This is a genomic window from Flagellimonas sp. (genome assembly GCF_965222555.1).
Classification (GTDB): Bacteria; Bacteroidota; Bacteroidia; order Flavobacteriales; family Flavobacteriaceae; genus Flagellimonas.
Genome location: NZ_CBDCUG010000005.1, coordinates 1002551 through 1017217, shown reverse-complemented (window position 1 = coordinate 1017217; position 14667 = coordinate 1002551). Strand labels below are relative to the sequence as shown.

13 protein-coding genes are annotated in these 14667 nt (G+C 39.8%); 7 read left to right on the top strand and 6 right to left on the bottom strand.

The window, feature by feature from the left end; genetic code table 11:
• Positions 1 to 24 precede the first annotated feature (24 nt).
• From ACOQO1_RS12945 to nadD, 6 genes are all read left to right on the top strand, one after another.
• Positions 25 to 1077 carry a sugar phosphate isomerase/epimerase family protein gene (locus ACOQO1_RS12945; RefSeq protein ID WP_420603301.1) on the top strand — a complete coding sequence of 351 codons (1053 nt, stop codon included), beginning with the start codon at positions 25 to 27 and terminating at the stop codon, positions 1075 to 1077.
• The gene (locus ACOQO1_RS12940) at positions 1074 to 1826 is read left to right on the top strand and encodes a 3-keto-disaccharide hydrolase (protein WP_420603300.1); all 753 of its coding nucleotides are present in this window, start codon (positions 1074 to 1076) and stop codon (positions 1824 to 1826) included. Before ACOQO1_RS12945 ends, ACOQO1_RS12940 begins: the two co-directional genes overlap by 4 nt.
• 4 nt (positions 1827 to 1830) lie before the next feature.
• On the top strand, positions 1831 to 2586 hold the full coding sequence (locus tag ACOQO1_RS12935; protein ID WP_420604333.1) for a 3-keto-disaccharide hydrolase: 756 nt from the start codon (positions 1831 to 1833) through the stop codon (positions 2584 to 2586).
• Positions 2587 to 2673: 87 nt separating this feature from the next.
• Positions 2674 to 3531, top strand: coding sequence for a YicC/YloC family endoribonuclease (locus ACOQO1_RS12930; protein ID WP_420603299.1), 858 nt, complete (start codon positions 2674 to 2676; stop codon positions 3529 to 3531).
• On the top strand, positions 3528 to 4127 hold the full coding sequence (gene gmk, locus ACOQO1_RS12925) for a guanylate kinase (protein WP_420603298.1): 600 nt from the start codon (positions 3528 to 3530) through the stop codon (positions 4125 to 4127). Before ACOQO1_RS12930 ends, gmk begins: the two co-directional genes overlap by 4 nt.
• A 3-nt stretch (positions 4128 to 4130) precedes the next feature.
• Complete coding sequence (gene nadD, locus ACOQO1_RS12920; protein ID WP_420603297.1) at positions 4131 to 4715, top strand: nicotinate (nicotinamide) nucleotide adenylyltransferase; 585 nt, start codon at positions 4131 to 4133, stop codon at positions 4713 to 4715.
• 4 nt (positions 4716 to 4719) lie between these two features.
• Here nadD and ACOQO1_RS12915 read toward each other — a convergent pair whose 3' ends face one another.
• The 4 genes from ACOQO1_RS12915 to ACOQO1_RS12900 all read right to left on the bottom strand — a co-directional run bounded on the left by ACOQO1_RS12915 (position 4720) and on the right by ACOQO1_RS12900 (position 10133).
• The gene (locus ACOQO1_RS12915) at positions 4720 to 5829 is read right to left on the bottom strand and encodes a glycoside hydrolase family 130 protein (protein WP_420603296.1); all 1110 of its coding nucleotides are present in this window, start codon (positions 5827 to 5829) and stop codon (positions 4720 to 4722) included.
• A gap of 4 nt (positions 5830 to 5833) precedes the next feature.
• On the bottom strand, positions 5834 to 6541 hold the full coding sequence (locus tag ACOQO1_RS12910; protein ID WP_420603295.1) for a DUF6503 family protein: 708 nt from the start codon (positions 6539 to 6541) through the stop codon (positions 5834 to 5836).
• A 19-nt stretch (positions 6542 to 6560) separates the two neighbouring features.
• Positions 6561 to 8858 carry an inorganic phosphate transporter gene (locus ACOQO1_RS12905; protein WP_420603294.1) on the bottom strand — a complete coding sequence of 766 codons (2298 nt, stop codon included), beginning with the start codon at positions 8856 to 8858 and terminating at the stop codon, positions 6561 to 6563.
• Positions 8859 to 8933: 75 nt separating this feature from the next.
• Positions 8934 to 10133 (bottom strand): porin, encoded by a 1200-nt coding sequence (locus ACOQO1_RS12900; protein WP_420603293.1) that lies wholly within the window; start codon positions 10131 to 10133, stop codon positions 8934 to 8936.
• A 327-nt stretch (positions 10134 to 10460) separates the two neighbouring features.
• On the opposite strand from ACOQO1_RS12900, the gene dgt reads away from it, so the two are divergent.
• A complete protein-coding gene (gene dgt, locus ACOQO1_RS12895) occupies positions 10461 to 11819 on the top strand; it encodes a dGTP triphosphohydrolase (RefSeq protein WP_420603292.1) in 1359 nt (452 codons plus the stop codon).
• On the opposite strand, the gene ACOQO1_RS12890 is transcribed toward dgt, so the two are convergent.
• Together ACOQO1_RS12890 and dxs are read right to left on the bottom strand one after the other, a co-directional pair.
• The gene (locus ACOQO1_RS12890; RefSeq protein ID WP_420603291.1) at positions 11816 to 12883 is read right to left on the bottom strand and encodes a DUF3078 domain-containing protein; all 1068 of its coding nucleotides are present in this window, start codon (positions 12881 to 12883) and stop codon (positions 11816 to 11818) included. The genes dgt and ACOQO1_RS12890 overlap by 4 nt on opposite strands.
• Positions 12871 to 14655, bottom strand: coding sequence for a 1-deoxy-D-xylulose-5-phosphate synthase (gene dxs / locus ACOQO1_RS12885; RefSeq protein ID WP_420603290.1), 1785 nt, complete (start codon positions 14653 to 14655; stop codon positions 12871 to 12873). The genes ACOQO1_RS12890 and dxs overlap by 13 nt, the downstream gene beginning before the upstream one ends.
• Positions 14656 to 14667: the final 12 nt, after the last annotated feature.

The following is a 14667-nucleotide window of genomic DNA, read 5'->3' as shown; positions in this document are numbered from 1 at the left end:
ATCCATGCTAAAAAGTTGATTTAAATGAAGACAATTAAAGGACCAGCAGTATTTCTAGCTCAATTTGTAGATGGCCAGCCTCCGTTCAATTCACTGGATGGACTATGCAAGTGGGCATCTGGATTGGGTTACAAAGGAATCCAAATCCCGACTTGGGAGTCATTTTTGATAGATTTGGACAAAGCTGCCGAGAGTCAGGACTACTGTGATGAACTGAAGGGGAAAATCAATTCCTATGGATTGGAGATTACTGAACTTTCCACCCATTTACAGGGGCAGTTGGTGGCCGTACATCCGGCATATGATATCATGTTCGATAATTTTGCACCGGATGCGGTGAAGAACAACCCCAAAGCAAGAACAGAATGGGCTGTGGAAACTGTGAAAAAAGCGGCTACGGCAAGTAGAAGGCTTGGGATAAAGGCCCATGCAACATTTTCGGGAGCATTGCTATGGCATACATGGCACCCCTGGCCACAAAGACCACCAGGACTTGTAGAATTGGGCTTTGAAGAACTGGCCAAAAGATGGATGCCCATTTTGAATCATTTTGATAAAGAGGGAGTGGATGTTTGCTACGAAATCCATCCTGGGGAAGATTTACACGACGGTGATACTTTTGAGCGTTTTTTGGAAGCGACAGGCAATCATAAAAGGGTAAATATTTTATATGACCCAAGCCATTTTGTATTGCAGCAATTGGATTACATTACCTATATTGACCATTACCATGAATTTATAAAATCATTCCATGTAAAGGATTCCGAATTTAATCCAACTGGTAAAAAAGGTGCTTTTGGAGGGTATAATGATTGGGGTGATAGAGCTGGACGGTACCGTTCTCTTGGGGATGGCCAGATAGATTTTAAGACCATCTTTTCCAAATTGACGCAATACGGCTGTGATGTTTGGGCGGTCATGGAATGGGAGTGCTGTATTAAAAGTCCGGAGCAAGGCGCCAGGGAAGGTGCTAAATTTATCCAGGACCACATTATAGAAGCCACCACCAAAACTTTTGATGATTTTGCTGGGGCTGAAACGGATACTGAAAAACTTAAAAAAATACTGGGATTATGAAAAAACTAGTTTTATTCACAGCTTTGGCTGTGACCTTTGCTTGCAAAGACAAACCGAAAGAAGAGCCAAAAGAGGAAATTACACAAGAAATGGAGACTCAAACGGAGCAACAGGAAAGTGAATGGACGGTTTTGTTTGACGGAACTTCTTTTGATGGCTGGCATATTTTTTCTGGCATGGAAGTAACCGATGGTTGGAAACTTGAAGACGGAGCCATGCTTTTAAAACCAAAACATAGGGAAGAAGGAAAGCGGTTTAACATAGTTACAGATAAAGAATATACCAATTTTGTACTTTCTGTAGAATGGATGGTGTCCAGTGGAGCAAACAGTGGGGTCATGTGGGGTGTACAAGAAGGGGATAAATACAAAGAACCCTATCAAACAGGTCCAGAGATTCAAGTATTGGACAATGTGGACCACCCAGATGCCAAGAATGGCACAACTCATAGGGCAGGTGCGTTGTACGATATGGTTTCCCCATCCCAAGATGTGGTTAAGCCAGTTGGCGAGTGGAACCATTATTTGATTACCATAAATCATGATACCAATCAGGGTAGTGTTGTTTTAAATGATGTGAAGATTGTTGAATTTCCGGTTAATGGAGAAGCTTGGGACACTATGGTTGCCAATTCCAAATTTGCTACTTGGGAAGGTTTCGGAACGTCGAGAACAGGGAAGATTGCATTTCAAGATCACGGAGAGCCACTGGTTATTGGATATAGGAATATCAAGATTAAGGAGCTTTAATATGATGAAATGCCAAAGTGCTCTTTTTGGAGTATTTACTTTAATAATTGGTTTTGCGTACGGTCAAAAATCAGGGCCTACAAATCCTGAAGCAACAGAAGTTTATGAACCCATTCCACCTCGGGTGATTCCCGGAAAACTTGGAGCACCTCCAAGTGATGCCATTGTCCTTTTTGATGGGCAGCATTTTGACAATTGGGTGAGTAGTGCCGATAGTACCGAGGTCAAATGGCATTTGAATAAGGATGGTAGCATGACGGTGAAGGACAGGACCGGAAACATTCAGACCAAACAAAACTTTGGAAGCATCCAACTACATATAGAATGGAAATCTCCAAAAGAAGTGCAACGTGAAGGACAGAGTAGGGCCAATAGTGGAGTTTTTCTGCAAAAGCGGTATGAAATTCAAGTGTTGGACAATAATGACAATTCAACCTATGTAAATGGACAGGTTGGGTCATTGTATAAACAAGGTGTGCCTTTGGCCATGGCTTCGTCACCAACAGGTGAATGGAATACTTACGATATCATTTTTCATGCACCGAAGTTCAGTAGGGGAGGAAATATTGTCAAACCTGCTACAGTTACGTTATTGCACAATGGAATCTTGATTCAAGATCATTTTGAGATTGAAGGCACCATTGAGTATATAGGATGGCCTAAATATGAAGCTCATGGAAAGGCGCCTTTAATGTTACAGGACCATAACGACAATAGTAGAGTGAGCTATAGAAATATTTGGGTAAGAGAGCTTGATTAACTACAAAAGTAAACGGGTATTGGCTTTTCTCCTAAGCCAGTGCAAACTCCATTTTTGGTTACCTTTGCCAAAATTTAATCATACCATATGATTCAATCCATGACCGGTTTTGGGAAGCACGTAGTGCAACTTCCCTCCAAAAAAATCACCATTGAGCTTAAGTCGCTGAACAGCAAAAACTTGGATATCAATGCCAGACTTCCACAATTTTATAGAGAAAAGGAACTGGAATTGCGTAAAATGATCGCTGACGTTTTGGTGCGAGGCAAAGTTGACTTTGGATTATATGTGGAGATTACCGGAGAGGAGACCACTGCAGAGGTAAATCAAGGAGTGGTGAAAAAATACATGCAGCAATTGGCTAATATCGCAGAAGGCGATGACTTGAAGCTATTGGAATTGGCTTTGCGCATGCCAGATACCATGAAAACCGAAAAAGGGAATATTGACGAAAGCGAATATGAGGCTATAAAAACTGCAATGAAAGAAGCGCTTTCAGAGATTTCAATTTTTCGGAACGAAGAAGGGAAGGTATTGGAAAAGGATTTTATTGGCCGACTCAAAAATTTGAACAAACTGCTTGAAGAGGTCAAAGCTATGGATCCAGAAAGGTTGGATACGGTCCGTGAGCGTTTGGAAAAAGCTGTGGCCGACCTAAAGGTCGAACTGGATGAAAACCGCTTTGAACAGGAGCTGATCTACTATCTGGAAAAATACGATATTACCGAAGAGAAAGTACGCTTGGCAAATCATTTAAACTACTTTGAAAGCACCTTGAAATCCAATGACTCCAATGGAAAAAAACTTGGCTTCATTGCCCAAGAAATAGGAAGGGAAATCAATACTATAGGTTCCAAGGCCAATTATGCGCCCATGCAACAATTGGTAGTGCAAATGAAGGACGAGTTGGAAAAAATCAAAGAGCAAATGCTTAACGTACTATGAAAAAAGGGGGAAAGCTCATTATTTTTTCTGCACCTTCGGGAAGTGGCAAGACCACTATAGTAAAGCATCTTTTGAAACAACCAGAGCTGAACTTGGCTTTTTCTGTTTCCGCTACTTCCAGACCCAGAAGGGGAAGGGAAAAAGATGGTGTCAACTATTACTTTATGTCCATTTCGGAGTTTAAGAACCATATTAAGAATGAGGATTTTTTAGAGTGGGAAGAAGTGTACCGTGACAATTTCTATGGAACATTGAAGAGCGAGGTAGAACGTTTATGGGCCGAAGGAAAGAATGTAATTTTTGATATTGATGTGGTTGGTGGTCTTCGCATAAAAAAGAAATTTCCAGAGGAAACTTTGGCCGTTTTTGTGAAACCCCCCAGTGTGGATGAGTTAAAAATCAGACTTAAAAAACGCAGTACGGAAAGCGACGATAAGATCAATATGAGAGTGGCCAAGGCATCTGTGGAGTTGGCTACGGCACCTCAGTTTGATAAGATCATTAAGAACTATGACTTGGATATTGCCCTGAAAGAATCCCATAAATTGGTGGCTGATTTTGTTGGAGCAACAATTTCAAGTTCTGAAGAAGAATAGCGAATGAAACGCGTAGGGTTATATTTTGGGACATTTAACCCCATCCATAATGGCCACTTGGCAATAGCCAACCATATGGTGGAATTTTCGGAGCTTGATGAGGTATGGTTTGTAATTACGCCACAAAGTCCTTTTAAAACAAAACAATCCTTGTTGGATGACCATCATCGGTATCAAATGGTGTTTGAAGCCTTGCAGGAGTACCCAAAATTGAAACCCAGCAAAATAGAGTTTAATCTGCCACAACCTAATTATACCATAAACACTTTGGTGCATTTGGATGAGGAATATGGCGGTGAATATCAGTTTTCCTTGATTATGGGAGAGGATAACCTAAAAAGTTTCCATAAATGGAAGAACTACGAAGCCATTTTGGAAAACTATTCCATCTATGTGTACCCTAGAATTTCAGATGGGAAAATTGAGCACCGGTTTGAAGGCCATCCGAAAATCAATAGAGTGGATGCCCCTATTATGGAAATCTCTTCCACTTTTATTCGAAAAAAACACAAAGAGGGGAAAAATATCAGGCCACTTCTTCCTGAGTCTGTATGGAAATATATGGACGAAATGAATTTTTATAGATAGCCAGTTATCTTTTTGCGGTTACTACACCCACCATGCTGTCAGCGGTTCCATAGTACAGATACCAAGTTCCATTAAACAGCACAAGGCCTTCTAAAAAGGTAGTTCCATCTGCATATTGCCCTGATTTTTCAAAAGGCAATTCAGGTTTTATGAAAGGAGTCTCGCACCTATCCAACAATTTCCAGGGTTCTTTGGAATCAAAAAGGGCTTGACCACCTGTGTAGATTCTATTTCCCAATTCCTTTACACCAATGTTTTTAGAGTTTCCAGCATTGTACAAAACCACAATGCCGTTTTCTGTTATAATAGGAGGTGGGCCTGCCTCTACCAGCCAAGAATCAAAATAACCTGGCCTTGGACTTAAAACGGGTGCTAGGGTGCCTTCATAAGTCTCCACAGGTGTCCAATCAATCAGGTTTTCTGAACTGGCGAGCCATACGTGAGGAACACCATAATACATCCAGTATTTCCCATCAATTTTTGCCGCAACCAGCTTTCCGTTCTTGAGTTTTGTGACAATAGCACCAGACTTGGTTTCCTGCCTGTGATATTTGCCTTCCTTATGGTTTTTGAATGCAGGACCATGCTTTTCCCATTGAACCAGATTTGTTGAAGTGGCTATGGCCAATCTAGGGACTTTTCGGTTCCATTGAGTGTAGGTAAGCACGTATGATCCTTGTTCAGTTTCTACAAGTCTTGGATCTTCTACACCGCCAGGCCATTCATTTTCTTGTTGATTGTCCAAATCTGGGTAAAAAATGGGATGCTCATTTTTTATATAATTGATTCCGTCAGGGGAAATTGCCAATCCAATTCTTGAAGTATGACCCCCTATTTCTTTTTCTCCCAGCTTTTCTTCGGCTCTATAAAACACATGAATCATATTGTCCTTGACTATGGCCGCGGGGTTGAATGTTGCCATGGATTCCCAAAAAACTTTTTGGTTTTTAATGGGGTCCTCAAAGCTTGAGGTACTATCCTTTTGGATGATAGGCTGCGCATCTTGAGCTCTTTTAAAGGGCCCCATCATCCAGGATTTTTCCATTTCCTGGGCAAGACAGAAAGATGTCTGAGCTGCTGTAATCAATAAAAAAACCTGAAACTTTAGCTTCATTTCATCAGTTTTTCATGAGTATATCGGTACCTAAATACTTGTTGTCCTTGTTATAATACCAAGCTCGGGTTTTGGGCATTTTTATGCCTTGGATGTCCTCCAATCCTTCAAGCAAAATATATTCGCCATCATTTTTGCTTTCATCATGATAGAACTGATAGACTTCCATGGCGTAGGTGGCAGGGTCAAAGTAAAAATACCATACGTCTTTACCTACTCCCTCTTCATAATTCACTTTTAAAACCAAATATTCTTTTCCTTTAAAGGTTTTGGTCTGCACTTTATCATCAAGTACGGTGCCTGGATCCTTGAGCTTCATGGGAAGACCGTATAGATAGGTATAGTAGTTTCGCATAATGGTACCCCGTTCACAGGTCAACCGATAGGTTTTTCTATCTTCTTCAGTGATTTTGGTAGAACCGTTTAAGCTGGTGGCACATTTTTTTCTGTCAAAGGTGTAGGCATAAGAAACACTGTCTTTTTCAACCTGAAGAATGAACTGTTCCCTAGGAATATTGAGGTTGATAATGCTTAGCCGATCTGTTGAATTAGGCGTTTTCATCAACACCTCAAAAGTGCTATTGAAAATATTCCATTGACCATTGGGGTCATGAAATGCTATGGCCTTGTTCAACAATTCATTGGATGTAACTTTCTGGGCATAAAAGGCATTGCTTAAAAGCAATGCCAAAACTAAAATGGAAAAACGCATGTAGCAAGATAGTCAAAAACTAGTCTTGTTTTTCAATTCGCGCTGGCTCTACCGTGCTGTCATGTTCCACATAATAAAGTTCCAAGAGCTCAAACACCACTTCTACCAAATCCTTGCTTTCGGTTAGGATGGAAAAATAAAGGGTGGTGTTCTTCGGGCTTGACTCCTCAGTCCTTGTTCGTTCTACCTGGCGCTCAATCTTATCAGAAACAAGTTGGAACAAATCTTTTTTGCTTTCTAAAGTACTTTCAATTTCTTCAAACGATTTGTTTTCAAAGATCTGTTGAGTATTGGAGAACAATTTTTCCAACCTTAAATCAAGTTCTTTAAGCTCTTTGATTTGGTTGTACTTTAATTTTTTATGATTGTTGTTGACATGTTTGTGACTCACTTTGCCAATGTATTCCAAGGATTGGGCTATATCGGTCAAATGTGCTAAGGTGTTGATGTAGAAATTACTTGCTCCCACATTGGCCTCATCAAGGTTTTTGATGAAAAAGAAAAGATGGTTTCTAAGGTCTTCAATTTCATCAGAAAGTTTTGCACCCTGTTTTTTATTCTTTTTCAAAAGCTCCAAATCTTGTTTTGCCAATCCATTAATTGCATTGGTGTAGATTTTATTGGTTCTTTTTAAAACATTGGCAATGTTGCTGGCACTCTCTTCAATAACCCCTTGAATGGAACTGCTTTCAGCTCTGTTAAGACTATCTTCGGCTTTTTGCTCTTTCGCCTTTTTCTTGTAGGCGCTATAGTTTCTGACCAAAAGCAAAATGGCGGTAAACAGTAAAATGGCAATTGCCGCTCCTTGACCAAAATTTATTAGGGTCAAAACAGTTCCGGCAGCTATAAAGGCAATTATAGCAGTACCAAACCAACCTCCAATTACATTCAAGACACCTGCTACTCTGTAAACGGCACTTTCAGCACCCCAGGCCCTATCTGCCAAAGAAGTACCCATGGCCACCATAAAAGTTACATAGGTAGTGGACAACGGAAGTTTGTATGACGTTGCTATTGATATTAAGATTCCGGCTACCATAAGGTTTACGGCTGCCCGTACCATATCAAATGCAGGGAGTTTATGGGTTTTGTCTTGGGACAAAGCGATTACAGGTTTTTCAAATCGCTTGTCCATATTTGCTTTTACCCCTTTTGGCAACAAGCTTGCTAGATATTCAGAAGTATTGGATGCCAATCGTACCAATCCTCTTGAAATAAAGTTAGGCTGAAAACGCTCTTTTGCCTCTCCTTCTCTTGAAAGGTTGATTTCAGTATCTGCAACATATCGAGCTTTTTTGGAAAGCCACAAAGTGGTTACCATTACTATACCAGATATAAAAAGGAGTAAAGTAGGGGTAGGTACTTTCGTTGAAAGCACTTCCATACTGAATTCCGTGGCAGGAACTCCTGAAATGACCCAAGCCTCATAACTTTGCCATGCAGCAATAGGTACACCAATAAAGTTTACTAAATCATTACCTGCAAAAGCAAGCGCCAATGCAAAAGTTCCAACACCAATAATCACTTTATAGATATTGATTTTTGCAAAATATATAAGCACATATGAAATCAGTGACCATAAAACAAAGTTTACAATAATGATCGGCAGTACTTGGGCTTCTAGAAAATCCTTGATTTTCATACCTCCTAGGATGTCAAATGCTTCACCGGCGTATGGCGTTCCCTTGATTCCTTTCATAAGGATAAAGTAAACTATTGAGGACAAAGCGATGCCTCCAAACAATGCGCCCACCCATTTGGCCTTTTTCTCAAAGTTGTATGATAATAAAAGTCTTGATATCCATTGAACAATGGCCCCTATGGTAAAAGCCACGACAACGGAAAGCAAAATCCCGGAAATTATCTGTATAGCTTTAGAGGTGTTAATGTAATTTACTACATCTGCAAAATCACCATTTGCAGCACCTATTTTCAAAAGGGACATGGCAACGGCGGCACCCAACAATTCAAAAACTATGGACACTGTGGTTGAAGTTGGCATGCCCAGGGTATTAAAGAAATCCAGCAGTAATATATCCGTGATCATAACAGCCATAAAAATGAACATGATCTCTTGAAAATAGAATTCGCCCGGATTAAAGATTCCCTTACGTGCAACCTCCATCAGGCCGCTGGAGAAAATTGCACCACACGCAATTCCTATACTTGCAATGATCATAATTGTCTTGAATGAAATGGCCTTGGAACCAATGGCCGAATTCAAAAAATTAACCGCATCATTGCTGACACCCACAACTAAATCGGCAATGGCCAAAACAGCTAGGGCTATAATCATTAGAAAGTAAATATTGTCCATAACAGTGTTAAAAAATAATTTTCAAATGTCTATACTTTGCTGACTATCAATGTTATTTAAAGGTTATGTTTTTGCCTAAAAATGAACATCCATTTGTAATCTATACATCAATTCGTTCGTGCCATTGGCAACAGAAAGGTAACTTAAATCTGTTTGAACTTTAAGTTTATGCCCCAAAAGATATTTTGAGAGCCCTAAAGTGTATTGGGTTTGATCATTAGTTCCTGTTACATTATCATAGTTGATATCGGTATACCTACCAGATACTTCCCAATTGTTTTTAAACAAATAACCTGTTTGCAAGTTAAGACCATTGCCTACAAGCACAATATCCCCAGTTTGCGAACCATTGGAATTTTTGGCGATAGGATCTTTGGCATCTCTGTGCGCATACTCGCCCATTAATGAAAAACCGTTATACTTAAACATTGCATCCACAAAGGTTGTGTTTATGGTTGTCTCATAAAAACCAACATCATTTGTCATATATGAACCTAAATTACTTCTGGTCTTCACAGCATTTTGATTGGAATCATAAGTAGCTGCCAACATTAATTTTGGAGTTGCCTCACGTTTAAGGTCTGCCCCGCTATAATCTCCTTTGCTTATAAATTTACCAAAAGGGAGCAACTCAATACGTGCGGTATATTGATGACCACCAAGATTTCCAGAGGTTACGTTTCTACCTTCTCCTTGGGAAATGGCCAATTTTTCACGTACCAAAAACTTATCAGTTAAATTAAAATGATGTCTAATTTGAATGCCAAGATCACGATCTATATTGAACCTGCTATTGACCAAAGAGCGATCTACTTGCTGTAAGTTTCCTGAAGAAATTACACGTTCAATATTACCGGGAAGTTTTGTCTGTCCTACCCAAAGCTCAAAATTCTCGTAAAAATTCCACATTACAACGGCATCCAAAATATATCTGGGGGCATTGCTGGTAAATTGGTTGGCTCCAGAAATATCCCGGTTAGACAATCCCAATTCAAATTTATATCTGAGTTTTGGAGAATAGGCAAAACCATCAAATTTTAATCGTGCTCTACGAACCAAAAAGTTTTGTTCTGGATTTACAAGACCATCATCAGTGCTTTTGTCCCATGTAGCCGTGCCCAAAAATTGCATCCGCATAGCAAATTTCATGGTCCATGTACTGTCTTTGCCAACAATATTGAGAAGACCCTTTCCAAATTTTGGGGCTTCAACTTGAGAATAGGAAGAAAAACCTAAGAGTATAACTAGACCAAAGGCCAAGAAGTTTAATTTCATTTCAATATTAGTTTTTGTCGGGTGCAAAGAACTAATACCAATGTTAATTTAATGTTTGGTTTATGTTATATTTAGTATGGCCGCCCTGGCCTAGGCGGCCATACTTTAGATTTCAAAGAATAGTCGACAAAAACTAATATATCCAGAAATCTGTTTTGCCTTAAGACAAAAACAAAAATCGGATAGGAAAACCAACTTATTGTGATCATAAGATTAACTTATGTTTAAAATTAATTGACCAAGATGAATATTTGTGGATTTCAATTTTCCAGATTATGGGATGAAAAGTATACATAGATGTATATTGCGGGTTTATAAATATGCATTATGAATTGGGAACAGCTACTCTCCCTTAAACGCCATGGGGATAAAGGCAAAAGACTTCGTAAAGAGCAGGATGAAACCCGTTTGGGTTTTGAGGTGGACTATGACCGCATAATTTTTTCATCGGCATTTAGAAGTTTACAGGATAAGACCCAAGTTATTCCTCTTCCCATAAGTGTTGGCTCCAAGAAAGATTTTGTGCATACACGGCTTACCCATAGCTTGGAGGTTTCAGTTGTGGGCAGGAGTCTTGGTAGGATAGCCGGAAAGCGAATCTTGGCAAGACATCCTCATTTGAGTGAAGTGCACGGATATCATTTTAATGATTTTGGTGCCATAGTGGCCGCTGCGGCTCTTGCCCATGACATTGGCAACCCTCCTTTTGGGCACAGTGGCGAAAAAGCCATTGGTAATTATTTTCAACAAGGGAATGGCAAAAAGTATAAAGCATTTCTTTCCAATGAGGAGTATCAGGATTTAATTGATTTTGAAGGAAATGCCAATGGATTTAAACTGTTATCAGAATCAAAAGAAGGCGTTCCAGGGGGATTGCGTTTAAGTTACGCGACACTGGGAACTTTTATGAAATACCCAAAGGCTTCTCTTCCCAAGAAACCGACCAATCATATTGCGGATAAAAAATTTGGATTTTTTCAATCGGAAAAAGACTTCTTTTTGGAGGTTGTGGAAGAGATTGGACTCAAAGGGAACCCCAAAAATCCTGGAATTGGGTTTTATAGGCATCCTTTAACCTATTTGGTTGAGGCAGCGGATGATATTTGCTATACGATTATTGATTTTGAGGATGGAATCAACCTTGGGCTGATTCCGGAGGAATATGCCTTGGAATATTTAATCAATTTGGTGAAGGACAATATCAACACAAAAAAGTACAATGCCATGAAACATTCCAGTAATCGATTGAGCTATTTAAGGGCATTGGCTATAAACACGTTGATAACAGATGCAGTGGAAGTTTTTGAGCAGAACGAAGCCCAAATACTTGAAGGCGAATTTGATTCTGCCTTGTTGGATAAAGGGAAGTACAAGGCCCAAATAGACGATATCATAAAATTAAGTGTCGAAAAAGTGTATCAATCCACCGAAGTAATAGATAAAGAGGTGGCCGGATATAAAATCATTTCTGATATTCTTGATGTGTACACTACGGCTTTGGTGAATACAAAGGAGGGCAAAGGGACCAATTACGATAGGTTATTGTTGCAAAGTCTTCCAGAAAATTATAAAAGTACCAATGGGTCTATCTATAAAATCCTTTTGGACACTTGTTGTTTTGTAGCTAGCTTATCTGACAGTGCAGCAGTACATATTCACAACAAATTAATGGGGAAACAATTTTAGAAGTCATAAGTAAGGCCGACACCCAATAATTGTTTAAACTGGATTCTGGGTATTCCTGGGTCAATGACGGTACCGTCATCCGCCACAACTTCATCAAATTTAATGTCATCATCAAATATAAGATGGGTTCCAACATTTGCATTGATGTATTTGTTGACCTTCAAGTTAAAGGCCAATTCCCAATCCACATCAATATTTCCAAAACTTAATAGGTAGTCCGTATACAAACTTATACGATGGTTCATCAACACATTTTTAAGCACTTCCGTTTCCCATTTGTTGGTAACGAGAAAACCAATCTCCATGAAAAGATGCTCTCCTTCATCCACTCCAAATACCCCTTGGTTGGATAATTGTTCATCAAGGACGAATGTGGCTTTTTGGGTGATGGGCGAAATATAGAGGTTAAATTTCTTCCCTTCGGGAATGTATGAGGTACCAGCTCCCAAAAACAGATAGCCCGGTGCCATGAACCTCGAAATGGGAGTGGTTCTGTTGGGATATTTGTAGCCATTGGAAAATTGGGTATTAAAGTTGGCCTTGACCGAATAGTACCAACTGGTTATGGTGTCCTTTCTAAAACCAATGGTGGATGATATTCTGATTTGATCATCAGTTTTTCGGAGCTGCCTTCCTTCCTGGGCGTTAAGGCCATATCGGAGCCGTAGTTCATTGTTCCAATTGAGGTAACGAAATTTATAATTTCTTTGAAAACGCATATTGGCAAGTGCAGAAACAGAATTGTCGCCACCGGCGTTCCAGTTCACAAAGGCAACTTCGTTGATGTTGAGTCCAAACTTATTCACTTTATCCCAAAATGATTGTGGAGTAAAGCGTTTGTATCTTTTGAGTACAGGCTTTATTCTGTTCAAAACCGTTCTTGGGTCGGTGAGCTTGGCACCCCGGGTAACGTATTTGAGCTTTACATCTTTAATTCGAACAACTTGGAATGATGAAGCTGTAGAATCAGGATTCCGCTCAAAAACCCTTAAAGGGTTAACTTGGGCATACGACGACAGCCCGAAGCACAGAAAAAGAAACAGAAAATAAATTATGGGTCGCATTTGGTCAAGGTTGATTTAATATAAGAAAGTAATGCATCAAAATCTATACCAGCCATGGTATGGGTTTCTGGAATTGTTCCATGCTCAACAAACTTATCGGGAACTCCAAAGATTTTAACTGGATTTGTAAATTTTTCTTCATTTGCAAACTCCAAAATCGCAGAGCCAAACCCTCCTATTGAACATCCATCTTCCACAGTGACAATACGTTTGTATTTTTTGAAAACTGTTCTAAGCATTTGTTTGTCAAGAGGTTTTACGAAACGCATATCGTAATGTCCTATGTTGTTGGGTTGTCCCAATTCTTCCAATACCTTGGAAACTTGATTGCCTATGTGCCCTATGGTTAGGATAGCTGTTTCTGTACCTTCCTTTAAGCAACGGCCAGTTCCAATTTCAACAATTTCAAAGGGATTTTTCCAATTCAAATTTACACCTCTTCCACGAGGATATCTGATTGCAATGGGAGAGTCAAGACCTTTTTGTGCGGTAAACATGATGTTTCTAAGCTCCATTTCGTTCATTGGCGAAAAGACGATAATATTGGGGATACATCTTAAATAGGCCATGTCAAAAACGCCATGATGGGTAGGTCCATCTTGACCTACGAGTCCAGCTCTGTCCAAACAAAAAATTACCGGAAGCTTTTGCAGGGCAACATCATGAATGACCTGATCATAGGCCCGTTGTAAAAAAGTGGAATAGATATTACAGAAAGGAACAAGGCCTTGGGTTGCCATCCCGGCGGCCAAGGTAACGGCATGTTGTTCCGCAATACCAACATCAAAAGCTCTATCCGGAATTTCATCCATCATAAGCTTTAAGGAACTACCAGTGGGCATAGCCGGGGTAATGCCCACAATTTTTTCGTTTTGTTTTGCAAGTTCAACCAAAGTATGCCCAAAAACATCCTGATATTTTGGAGGTTGGTTCCCATTGTTTTTTTTGAGTCTTTCACCAGTAGTCGCATCAAATTTTCCAGGGGCATGGTAAACCACTTGATCTTCTTCGGCCTTTTTAAGTCCTTTTCCTTTAGTGGTTATGATATGGAGGAGTTTTGGTCCCTTAACTCCCTTTAGTCGTTGTAATTCCTTGACCAGCTGAAAAATATCGTGTCCGTCAATAGGTCCTGTGTAATCAAGATTTAGGCATTCAAAGATATTTTCGTCCTTGGCCGTTCCGGCCTTTACATTGGTAAGGTATTTTTTAAGGGCACCTACACTTGGATCAATTCCAATGGCATTGTCGTTTAAAATGATAAGTGCATTTACATCAGTTACCCCAAGATGGTTTAGGCCTTCAAATGCCATTCCACTGGCTATGGACGCGTCACCCACAACGGCAATATGTTGTTTGGATAGTTCCCCATTAAGTTTAGAAGCCATCGCCATACCCAGTATGGCGGAAATTGCTGTAGAGCTATGCCCGGTCCCAAAATCGTCGTATTCGCTTTCACTCATTTTTGGAAATCCACTTATGCCTTCCAATTGACGATTGGTATCAAAAATTTCTTTTCTCCCCGTCAGTATTTTATGTCCATAGGCTTGATGCCCTACGTCCCAAATCAATTTGTCATTGGGCGTGTCAAACACATAGTGCAAAGCAATGGTCAATTCCACTACTCCCAAACTTGCTCCTAAATGCCCTTCCTTGGTGGAAACTATTTCAATAATGAAACTACGGAGTTCCTTTGCCAGTTTTTGCAAGTCAACTTCTGGCATTTTCTTTAAATCTTCAGGACAGTTTATCTTATTGAGCAATGGATACTCCATATCAATTTAAAA

Coding starts and splice junctions, on each gene's coding strand:
- ACOQO1_RS12945 (WP_420603301.1), top strand. CDS start 25: ATGAAGACAATTAAAGGACCAGCAGTATTTCTAGCTCAATTTGTAGAT.
- ACOQO1_RS12940 (WP_420603300.1), top strand. CDS start 1,074: ATGAAAAAACTAGTTTTATTCACAGCTTTGGCTGTGACCTTTGCTTGC.
- ACOQO1_RS12935 (WP_420604333.1), top strand. CDS start 1,831: ATGAAATGCCAAAGTGCTCTTTTTGGAGTATTTACTTTAATAATTGGT.
- ACOQO1_RS12930 (WP_420603299.1), top strand. CDS start 2,674: ATGATTCAATCCATGACCGGTTTTGGGAAGCACGTAGTGCAACTTCCC.
- gmk (WP_420603298.1), top strand. CDS start 3,528: ATGAAAAAAGGGGGAAAGCTCATTATTTTTTCTGCACCTTCGGGAAGT.
- nadD (WP_420603297.1), top strand. CDS start 4,131: ATGAAACGCGTAGGGTTATATTTTGGGACATTTAACCCCATCCATAAT.
- ACOQO1_RS12915 (WP_420603296.1), bottom strand. CDS start 5,829: ATGAAGCTAAAGTTTCAGGTTTTTTTATTGATTACAGCAGCTCAGACA.
- ACOQO1_RS12910 (WP_420603295.1), bottom strand. CDS start 6,541: ATGCGTTTTTCCATTTTAGTTTTGGCATTGCTTTTAAGCAATGCCTTT.
- ACOQO1_RS12905 (WP_420603294.1), bottom strand. CDS start 8,858: ATGGACAATATTTACTTTCTAATGATTATAGCCCTAGCTGTTTTGGCC.
- ACOQO1_RS12900 (WP_420603293.1), bottom strand. CDS start 10,133: ATGAAATTAAACTTCTTGGCCTTTGGTCTAGTTATACTCTTAGGTTTT.
- dgt (WP_420603292.1), top strand. CDS start 10,461: ATGAATTGGGAACAGCTACTCTCCCTTAAACGCCATGGGGATAAAGGC.
- ACOQO1_RS12890 (WP_420603291.1), bottom strand. CDS start 12,883: ATGCGACCCATAATTTATTTTCTGTTTCTTTTTCTGTGCTTCGGGCTG.
- dxs (WP_420603290.1), bottom strand. CDS start 14,655: ATGGAGTATCCATTGCTCAATAAGATAAACTGTCCTGAAGATTTAAAG.